At 58.0% G+C, this 9,397-nt stretch carries 8 protein-coding genes; 6 read left to right on the plus strand and 2 right to left on the minus strand.

Annotation, left to right across the window (positions count from 1 at the left end; translation table 11 throughout):
* Positions 1-55 precede the first annotated feature (55 nt).
* Positions 56-382, minus strand: a complete 327-nt coding sequence (locus EV660_RS15345) for a hypothetical protein (RefSeq protein WP_071479363.1) — start codon at positions 380-382, stop codon at positions 56-58.
* A gap of 182 nt (positions 383-564) precedes the next feature.
* On the opposite strand from EV660_RS15345, the gene EV660_RS15350 reads away from it, so the two are divergent.
* From EV660_RS15350 to EV660_RS15365, 4 genes are all read left to right on the plus strand, one after another.
* Positions 565-2,073 carry a type I restriction-modification system subunit M gene (locus EV660_RS15350; protein ID WP_071479364.1) on the plus strand — a complete coding sequence of 503 codons (1,509 nt, stop codon included), beginning with the start codon at positions 565-567 and terminating at the stop codon, positions 2,071-2,073.
* Positions 2,063-3,277: a restriction endonuclease subunit S gene (locus EV660_RS15355; protein ID WP_071479365.1), complete on the plus strand. Its 1,215-nt coding sequence runs from the start codon at positions 2,063-2,065 to the stop codon at positions 3,275-3,277. Before EV660_RS15350 ends, EV660_RS15355 begins: the two co-directional genes overlap by 11 nt.
* 121 nt (positions 3,278-3,398) lie before the next feature.
* Positions 3,399-6,677, plus strand: a complete 3,279-nt coding sequence (locus EV660_RS15360) for a type I restriction endonuclease subunit R (RefSeq protein ID WP_071479366.1) — start codon at positions 3,399-3,401, stop codon at positions 6,675-6,677.
* Positions 6,674-7,405, plus strand: a complete 732-nt coding sequence (locus EV660_RS15365; RefSeq protein WP_071479367.1) for a M48 family metallopeptidase — start codon at positions 6,674-6,676, stop codon at positions 7,403-7,405. Before EV660_RS15360 ends, EV660_RS15365 begins: the two co-directional genes overlap by 4 nt.
* A 63-nt stretch (positions 7,406-7,468) precedes the next feature.
* On the opposite strand, the gene EV660_RS15370 is transcribed toward EV660_RS15365, so the two are convergent.
* Positions 7,469-7,651 carry a hypothetical protein gene (locus EV660_RS15370; protein ID WP_134014069.1) on the minus strand — a complete coding sequence of 61 codons (183 nt, stop codon included), beginning with the start codon at positions 7,649-7,651 and terminating at the stop codon, positions 7,469-7,471.
* A 194-nt stretch (positions 7,652-7,845) separates the two neighbouring features.
* Between EV660_RS15370 and EV660_RS15375 the strand changes: the two genes are divergently transcribed.
* Both EV660_RS15375 and EV660_RS15380 read left to right on the plus strand, forming a co-directional pair.
* Entirely contained in the window at positions 7,846-8,163 is a 318-nt protein-coding gene (locus EV660_RS15375) for a plasmid mobilization protein (RefSeq protein WP_071479368.1), read from the plus strand.
* Positions 8,160-9,305 (plus strand): hypothetical protein, encoded by a 1,146-nt coding sequence (locus tag EV660_RS15380; protein ID WP_071479369.1) that lies wholly within the window; start codon positions 8,160-8,162, stop codon positions 9,303-9,305. Before EV660_RS15375 ends, EV660_RS15380 begins: the two co-directional genes overlap by 4 nt.
* Positions 9,306-9,397 lie beyond the last annotated feature (92 nt).

Raw genomic sequence — 9,397 nt, forward strand, 5'->3', positions numbered from 1 at the left:
GCACTGGAATAGAGGCCGGCCATCGGCTCCGAGCCGCGTCTATCGATCCATCAAGTCACATTCTCAGTTCTAGCTGCCGCCGATCATCCTTCGGTTTCGGGTCGCGCCAAGGCTTCGGGATTTCCACCTTACAAACCCTCGCCCACCCCATCAGGTGCCGGTCAACCGCCAGCTTTGCAGCCTTCTTGAACTGATCCGCCTCATCACATGGCACCCAGATGGCGATGCGGAGCAGGCCTTTGTCCTGCTTCCGTGCATCGGATGCTTTCACATTCCGCAAATGCCGCTGCCTATCGCCCTTCAACGCTTTCCCTGATTTTCCTGCCATAGTCAGACCTTCCAGATGTATATCCGGATATTCCTGCACATGCGTGAAAAACAAAATGGGAAAAATGGATGACAGTACTTGCCAAATTACAGTTCTAGTACTGCCTGCCAAACCCGCTCAGTACTGACGGCCTTGCCGCATCAGTACTGACCGCCCCGCCGGTTTCCCCGCTCAACCCGGTAGCGATCCGGCGATCCCTCTGCTATTCCATAGAAAAACCGACAGGACAGGACCGCATGACCCCGATCACCCAAGCCGATATCAACAAAGCCGCATGGTCGGCCTGTGACACCTTTCGCGGCGTGGTCGATCCCAGCATCTACAAGGATTATGTCCTGACGATGCTCTTCCTGAAATACCTGTCTGACGTCTGGAAAGACCACCACACCCGCTACACCACTGATCACCCCAACGCCCCCGATCTGGTCGCAGCTCTGATGGCGCAAGAGGCCTTTGTCCTGCCCAAAGGCGCCAGCTTTGATGACCTTTACGCTCGCCGCCACGAACCCGGCCTTGGCGAACGCATCGACAAGGCGCTTCATGCCATTGAAGAGGCGAACATCACCAAACTGCGGGACGTCTTCCAGGATATCAGCTTCAACTCCACCCGCCTCGGCGCCGAGGATCAGAAGAACGACATCCTGCGCTTTCTGCTCGAAGATTTCGCCAAACCCGCCCTTGATCTGCGGCCCAGCCGGGTGGGCACGCTCGACATCATCGGCGGGGCCTATGAATACCTGATCTCGCGTTTCGCCGCCACGGCGGGCAAGAAGGCGGGCGAATTCTACACCCCGGCCGAAGTCTCCGACCTCATGGCCCAACTGGTCGACCCGCAACCGGGCGATGACATCTGCGATCCCACCTGCGGCTCGGCGTCCCTTCTGATGAAATGCGCCCGCCTGATCCGCGACAGGCACAATTCCCGCCACTATGCCCTCTTCGGGCAAGAGGCCATCGGTTCCACCTGGGCGCTGGCCAAGATGAACCTCTTTCTGCATGCCGAGGAAAATCACCAGGTCGAATGGGGCGACACGATCCGCAACCCCAAACTGCGCACCCGCGATGACTTGTTGCGCCATTTCGATGTGGTCGTGGCCAACCCGCCGTTCAGCCTGGAAAAATGGGGCGTGGAATCGGCGGAAAATGACCGCTTTGGCCGGTTCCGCCGGGGCCTGCCGCCCAAAACCAAGGGCGATTATGCCTTTATCCTGCATATGGTTGAAACCCTCAAACCCCGCACGGGCCGCATGGCGGTGGTGGTGCCGCATGGCGTTTTGTTCCGCGGCGGGGCCGAGGGGCGCATCCGCGAGGCGCTGATCCGTGAAAACCTGCTCGATGCCGTGATCGGCCTGCCGGAAAAGCTGTTTTTCGGCACGGGCATTCCCGCCGCCATTCTGGTGTTTCGCAAATTCAAGGCCGACGATTCCGTCATCTTCATCGATGCCAGCCGAGAGTTCGAGGCTGGCACCAACCAGAACACCCTGACCCCCGCCAATCTGGACCGGATCACCGCCACCTACCGGGCGCGGGAAAGCGTGGACAAATACGCATATCGGGCGACGCTGGCGGATGTTGAGGGCAATGATTTCAACCTGAATATCCCAAGATATGTGGATACATTCGAGGCCGAAGATCAGATTGACCTGATGGCCGTGCGGGCCGAGCGGATGGAATTGAAGGACGAGATGGAGGCACTGGAGGCCCGCATGGCCGGATATCTGCGGGAGCTGGGTTATGGTGCCTGAGGGTTGGGATGTTGTCGCGGCCAACACCATCTGTGAGCGTATCAGCGTTGGCATCGTCGTAAAACCAAAAGACTATTACGTCCCCGAGGGCGAGGGCATCCGTGCCTTTCGCTCTGCCAATGTGCGAGAGGGGGCAATAGAGGATCGAAACTGGGTTTACATTTCCGACGAAGGCCACCGCAAAAACAAGAAGTCCGAGCTTCAGGCCGGTGATGTGCTTGTCGTGAGGACAGGTTATCCGGGCACGGCCTGCGTGGTCACTGAGGAATATGCGGGCAGCAATTGCATTGACATTATTTTTGCTCGTGCTGATCGAACACAGGTTCTGCCTGAATTTCTGTGCATGTTTATCAATTCAGAATTTGGCAAACAACAAGTTCTGGATAATCAAGGCGGACTTGCCCAACAGCATTTTAATGTCGGGTCATTCAATGTCTTGAAGGTTCCCCTCCCCCCCCTTGCCGAGCAAAAGCGGATTGCCGAGGTTTTGGGGGTTTGGGATCGGGCGATCGAGGTGGCGGGCAAACAGCTTGACCTCGCCCGCACCCAAAAACGCGCCCTCATGCAAACCCTCCTAACCCCCACCCGCCGCTTCCCGGGGTATGAAGGGCAGCCATGGAAAGAGGTGCGGTTGGGGGATGTGGCCGAGATAAAGATTGGCGGCACACCATCGCGGGCAGAGCCAGCCTATTGGGCGCAGGGTGAAGATGGCCACACATGGCTGTCAATCGCCGATCTGGGGCCGAAAATGCTCAACCGTTCAAAAGAGACCATCACAGATGAAGGTATCCGCCGAAGCAACGTGAAACTCGTGCCCGCTGGGACTGTCGTGATGAGCTTCAAACTGACAATCGGAAAACTTGGCATTGCGGCAGTGCCGCTTTACACCAATGAGGCAATCTGCGCGATCACGCCGAACAGCGATGACAGCTTTGAGCCGCGTTTCCTATTTCACTTGCTTCAAGTGACCGACCTGTTGGGGGATGTTGACCAAGCTGTCAAAGGCAAGACCTTGAACAAGGCAAAGCTCTCGGAACTCGTAATCAAGCTGCCCGATATTTCGGAACAGCGTTACGTCGCCCAGTTTCTTGATGAACAGGACGAACTTGTTGCTGCACACGAAACCCAGATCACCCGCCTACAAGCCGAAAAGAAAGCCCTGATGCAACAGCTTCTCACGGGCCAGAAACGGCTGGCGGTGTGACAAAACAAAAGGGCCTCAGGGAAAGCCCAAGACCCAGTTGCCGATCAGGAATAGCCCAATCCAGCCCCCAGATTACCCCAAACCCCTTTGAAAGCCCACCCGTTTTTGCCAAGGTAACCCCATGACCCACACCCCCGACCCCCGCGAAGATGCCGCCGCCGTGGTTCCGGCCCTGCATATGCTGGGGGTTCTCGGGTGGGATTACCTGTCGCCCCGTGACTGCCTTGCGGCGCGGGGATCAACCCGTGCGGTGATCATGGCCCCTGTGTTGCGGGATTACCTTGCGGCGTTTCGCTTCGACTTCAAGGGTGCCCGCCACCCCCTGCCGCCCGAGGGCGTGGCGCAGGTGATCCAGACCCTTGCCGCGACGGGCCTGTCCGAGGGGTTGCAGGCGGCCGCGAAAACCATCTGGCGGCATCTGGTGCATGGGGTGACGGTGAACCTGATCACGGGCGGCCAGCGCCATTCCGTCACCGTGCCGCTGATCGACTGGGTCAATGCGCGCGCCAACCGCTTTCACGTGACCGAGGAAATGGTGGTGGACCGTGCGGGCGGCACAGGCACCTATCGCCCCGATCTGGTCTGTTTCGTGAATGGCCTGCCCCTTGCGGTGATCGAGGCGAAACGCCCCGTCAGCCTCGCCACCCTGCGCCCCACGGTTGAAGAGGGGATCAGCCAGAACATCCGCAACCAGCGGGGTGACGGCATCCCCGAACTCTACGCCTTTGCGCAGGTGGTCATGGCAATCTCGGGTCATGATGCCCGCTATGCCACCACGGGAACGCCCGCGAAATTCTGGTCGATCTGGCGCGAGGAAGAGGTGAGCGAGGCGGAGGTGTCTGCCCTGAAAAACACCCCCATGGCCGCAGGCTTCGCCGATGCGATTTTTCAGGATCGCCCCTATGCCACGCGGCGCGGGTTTGAACGGATGATGTCCGCCCCCGTCTTGGTCACCGATCAGGACAGGGCCTTGGTCGGCCTGCTGCGCCCCGACCGTCTGCTGGATATGGCGCGGCGGTTCGTGTTCTTCGACGGCAAGGCGGGCAAGATCATCGCCCGTTATCAACAGGTGCAGGGCGTCAAGGCGATCCTGGACCAGGTGCGCAGCCGCCGCCCCGATGGATCGCGGGAGGGCGGCGTGATCTGGCACACCACGGGGTCGGGCAAATCGAACCTGATGGTGATCTTGTCACGGGCCTTGCTGATCGACCCCGATCTGGCCGGGTGCCGTGTGATTGTCGTGACCGACAGGGTTGATCTGGAACGGCAATTGTCGGGGACATTCCTGTCAGGCGGGGCGTTTGGGTCCGAGATTGCGTCCAAGGTGGATGGCGAGCGGTCGCGGGCGCAATCGGGCCGCGATCTGGCCCTGCGGATCGGGCAAGGGGAAGAGCGGATCATCTTCACCCTGCTGCAAAAATTCACCTCGGCCACCAAGCTGCCGGAATGCAAGAACACGTCCGACAAGCTGATCGTTCTGGTGGATGAGGGGCATCGCAGCCAAGGCGGAGAAAACCACGAACGGATGCGGATGGCCCTGCCAAATGCGGCTTTCATTGCGTTCACCGGGACCCCCCTGTTGAAAGAGGACAAGACCCGCAACAAATTCGGGCCGATCCTGCATGCCTATACGATGGCCCGGGCGGTCGAGGATGGGGCGGTCACGCCACTGATCTATGAGGAACGCCGCCCGAAGCTGTCGATTGACGAGGTGGCCGTGGATGCGTGGTTCGAGAAGCACACCGCCGATCTGTCCGAGGCGCAGAAGTCCGACCTGAAACGTAAATACGCCACCCGGGGCGAGGTGTATAAGGCCGAACGCCGGATCGAGCTGATCGCCGAGGATATTGCAGATCACTTCTCTCGCAATGTGGCCCCTGACAAGCTGAAGGCGCAACTGGCCACCGACAGTAAGATGTCCGCGATCCGGTATAAGGCGGCCCTTGATCGCACCGGGAAGGTCACCAGTGCGGTGGTCATTTCAGCCCCCGATACCCGCGAAGGGCATGACGACACCGACGAAACAAGGGTGCCCGAGTTGCAGAAATGGTGGACCGCGAATGTTGCGGCAGACCCAGAGGGTTATGAAAAACGTATCCTTGCCAATTTCGCCACGCGCGGAGAGCCGGAAATCCTGATCGTGGTCGATAGGTTGTTGACGGGCTTTGATGAGCCAAGCAACGCGGTTCTCTACATCGACAAGAACCTGAAAAGCCATAACCTGCTGCAAGCCATCGCCCGGGTGAACCGCCTGCATGATGCCAAGAAATTTGGCTATCTGGTGGATTACCGGGGTATTCTGGCCGAGCTGGACGTGTCGATCCAGGATTATCAGGATCTGGCCGCAGAGACCGAAAGCGGGTTCGAGGCGGGTGATCTGGTGGGCACGGTCACCAATGTCGCTATGGAATACAAACGCCTGCCGGGGTTGCATGATGCGCTTTGGGCGATCTTCAAAGGCGTGAAGAACCGAAGCGACACACAACAGTTCCGCCGCGTCCTGATGCCTCAGCTGACCGAGGATGAGGCAGGGCTGAGCCATGACGAAAACCAGAAACGCCGGGAAGATTTTTACGCGGCCCTGACAGAATTCGGGATGTGCTTGAAACTGGCCCTGTCGTCGCGGGCGTTTTTTGAGGATGGCGCATTCTCGGAACAGCAGATCCGAACCTACAAGAAAGACCTGACTTTTTTCACGGCGATCCGGCAACAGGCTCGGCAGGATGCACAGGAAACGGTCGACTTCTCAAAATACGAGGATCAGATCCGCCGACTGGTGGACCGACAGGTCAACGGTCAGGAAATCGTCGACCCGGAAGGGGTGATCTTGTTGAATGATCTGGGCACCCGTGATGATGATCCTGAGAACTGGAGCGATGAGAAAACCCGGACCGAGGCCGATCTGATCAAGACCCGCATGCGCAAGACAATCGAGCAGGATCTGGGAGATGACCCCTATGCGCAAAAGGTATTCTCGGATCTATTGAAACAGGCCATCGCGGCAGCGGATGCGCTGTTTGACCACCCGCATAAACAGTTCACCCTGCTGAAGGATCTGGAAGACCAGATCGCCGCAAGGAAGACCCCGGGCGTTCCGGATCGCTTTGGCGACAATCGCCATGCGCAAGCGTTTTTCGGGGCAGTTCTGGAGATCAGCAAATCTGAAGATGGCCCTGATCTGAGCGAGGATGCCCTTGTCGCCGAGGCTTTCGCAATCGATGCGGCGGTCGAGGCTGCGATACGCACCCATTCCCTCAGCCCTGCCAATATCGAATCCGAGATATCCAAGACCTTGCTGACCCGGTTTTACCGCCTTCTCGGGGGCCTTGATCAGGCGCAGGCCCTTGTGGCGACTGTCATCGGGATTGTCCGGGCAGGTCGGGCAAAGACCGGCACATGAGCAATCAGGGTGTTCTGACCTATGGCGACAGGCGCATCCCTTATCTGATTGAGGTTGATCCTGATCGCAGTAAACGGGTTGCCATTCATGTGGAACCTGATGGCCGCGTGATTGTCGAGGCCCCACCCGAAGCGGACAGGCCGTCAATTCACTCCGCCGTGGTTAAGCGGGCCCGCTGGATTGCGACCCATGTCGCCGCTGCCGAAGATCGGCAACGTCACATGATCGCCCGGGAGTATATCTCGGGTGAGCAGGTTTTGTATCTGGGCCGCCGTTATGTGTTGAAGGTCACCCAGTCAGATCAAGGGTCACCCAGTGTTCGGCTGAAAGGCAACCGGTTGGAGGTCACTCACAAGGACACCACCCGCGACGCTGTCCGGGCAGCCGTGCGGGCATGGTATCGGGTGCATGCAAGGGATTTCTTTGACCGCAGGATCGGCGAGTTGAGTGCCAGCTTGCCCTGGGTGAAAGAGCGGCCGCCTTTTCGATTGTTGGAGATGAGCAGGCAATGGGGAAGCTGTTCTCCGAAAGGTGAGATCATCCTGAACCCCCACCTGATCAAAGCCCCGCGTCCCTGTGTCGATTACGTGCTGGTGCATGAAATGGCACACCTCAAGCACCATGACCACAGTCCGGAATTCTTTAACTTGCTTGGTCAGGAAATCCCGGAATGGCGAAGGATCAAGGGCCAGTTGGATGATCTGGTGGATGTCATGACCAACGAGTAGCATCTTCAAAATAGGGTATTCCGGAATTCTGCAGTACAACTTTCTCAGATGGAATTGCCCAGTTTACTCGGAATGGACAGAAGGCACAGGATTGGTCGCCGCGGGCAGATCCGGAATGGACGGCGCGTCAACTGGCAGAAACAGCGCCCCTGCATCCGGTGACCAACTGATACGACGATCGCCCGGAATGCCCAGTGGCGCTCTCTCCGGAATTGGCTTTTCCGGAATATGTATTCGGTGTTTCATTTTATTTAAGTCATGAAACGATTTATATGAGAAATAGTTTTTCTATTTATAATGGCATGGGATTCCTCTAATAAAAAGGTTTCCTAAAAAATTTTCGTGATTGTCATTTTTCTGTTTTGAGTTTTCACGTCCCTGATTGATTCTCCTAATCATCAAGGCCCCTCGGACTGGGCCCACATTTGAAAGGAGAACCGATGTTAAAGGATCGCTGCATCAAGGTTCGCGTCACGTCAGAAGAATACGAGCACTTCGCCGCACAAGCCGCGAATGCGGGTGTTTCGTTGTCCGCATTTTTGCGAAATGCGGGGTTGCGTCATCGCTCCAGACCGTCCGGAGACCTGCTACTCCGGGATCTAGGCGCGCTTGATAGGCTCGCCACCGCGTTGCAGAACCTCGCGCGGGTTTTCGCAAATAAACAGATTTCTGCGTCGGATATGACCACGCTTCTGAGTGTCTTCCGCGATATGGAAATCGTCTTGGAAAAGCTGAATTCCGAAAGTCGCTCGGGATGATCCTTGGATGGTCCCCGCATCAAACCGGAACCGGGCATGGACAGCCGATCCGCTACCTGATGTCGCCGCACATCGAGAAGCAGATCAACGGCGTGACCCAAATCGTGAAGCGTGATCCCGTTCCGGAATTGTTATGTGGCGACCCGAAACTGTTCATGTCGACCCAGAAACGTCTGCGCATCCAAAACCGCTATCGCGTGGCGACCATGACTTTCACCGGGGACGATATCTGTCCGGACCGCTTCAATGCAGGGGACGCCGCCTCCCGAGCGGCGGTCGCGTCATGTATTGAGGCTTTCACGGAGTTATCGTTTGCCGGGGTGCCGTCTCAGAACAGGCTGCCGCTTGTCATGGGCACGCACACGCACGCGGGCAGGCTGGAGATCAACTTCGCCCTCGCGCGCGGGGTCGTCAACGCGCATGGCCGCGTTCTGAGCTTCAACCCTCATCCTCCACAGAGAGGAAGCGTCAACGACTTTGATTACCTGACTGATATGCTCAACCATCACTTCGGCTGGAATGATCCCCGGGGTCCGGACCGGATGCGGCGGCTCAAAACCGCCGGATGGATCGAGAAGCGGGCGGCAGAGACCTTGCGTAACGGGGAGTATCCGACCCCAGAGGAAGATCCCGTCATGTACTTGTGGCTTACCCTGAACGCGCTGTCACATGAGATGGACGATCGATCCGATTTGATGGCGGCTCTGGCGCGTGAACTACCCAAGCTTGACATGCATATCGCGGGGGTCACCAAGCAGAGTATCACCATCGCCGGGCCTTTTGACAAACAGAAGATCTGTCTGCGCGGCAGCCTTGTTGACGGCGCCGCTTCATGTTCCCTCACGGCCATAGAGAACCGTGCGGAATACCTGAAGAGTTCGCAAGACCGGGTGGCGGCGTCCTGGGCGAAGCGCGCCGCGCAGAATTCGCAGAGATATTCAAAGGGTCAGTGGGCCGAACCTGCACCGGATTTCGCAAGGATCTTGACCCGGCCCAGGATCATGCTGCCGACGCAACACCCGGCGAAGCTTATCGGCCAGGGGCGCACCAAGCGTCCCATAACCGGAATATTCCGGATTCTTCTGGAACGCCTTTCACGTCTGAAATCTGACATCATGGATCGTGTGACGCAGGCTATGTGAACCGCCCCGGGTTTACCGGAGGGCAAAACTCTCGGAGAATTGCCCATTATGGAACAGAATCGAAAGAAGACCTCAAAGCCGTATTCACCTGA

The sequence above is a fragment of the Roseinatronobacter bogoriensis DSM 18756 genome (assembly GCF_004366635.1).
Taxonomy (GTDB): Bacteria; Pseudomonadota; Alphaproteobacteria; order Rhodobacterales; family Rhodobacteraceae; genus Roseinatronobacter; species Roseinatronobacter bogoriensis.

What these genes read in the sequence shown, in the direction of transcription:
- EV660_RS15350 (WP_071479364.1), top strand. Translation starts at nt 565, where the DNA reads ATGACCCCGATCACCCAAGCCGATATCAACAAAGCCGCATGGTCGGCC.
- EV660_RS15355 (WP_071479365.1), top strand. Translation starts at nt 2,063, where the DNA reads ATGGTGCCTGAGGGTTGGGATGTTGTCGCGGCCAACACCATCTGTGAG.
- EV660_RS15360 (WP_071479366.1), top strand. Translation starts at nt 3,399, where the DNA reads ATGACCCACACCCCCGACCCCCGCGAAGATGCCGCCGCCGTGGTTCCG.
- EV660_RS15365 (WP_071479367.1), top strand. Translation starts at nt 6,674, where the DNA reads ATGAGCAATCAGGGTGTTCTGACCTATGGCGACAGGCGCATCCCTTAT.
- EV660_RS15370 (WP_134014069.1), bottom strand. Translation starts at nt 7,651, where the DNA reads ATGAAACACCGAATACATATTCCGGAAAAGCCAATTCCGGAGAGAGCG.
- EV660_RS15375 (WP_071479368.1), top strand. Translation starts at nt 7,846, where the DNA reads ATGTTAAAGGATCGCTGCATCAAGGTTCGCGTCACGTCAGAAGAATAC.
- EV660_RS15380 (WP_071479369.1), top strand. Translation starts at nt 8,160, where the DNA reads ATGATCCTTGGATGGTCCCCGCATCAAACCGGAACCGGGCATGGACAG.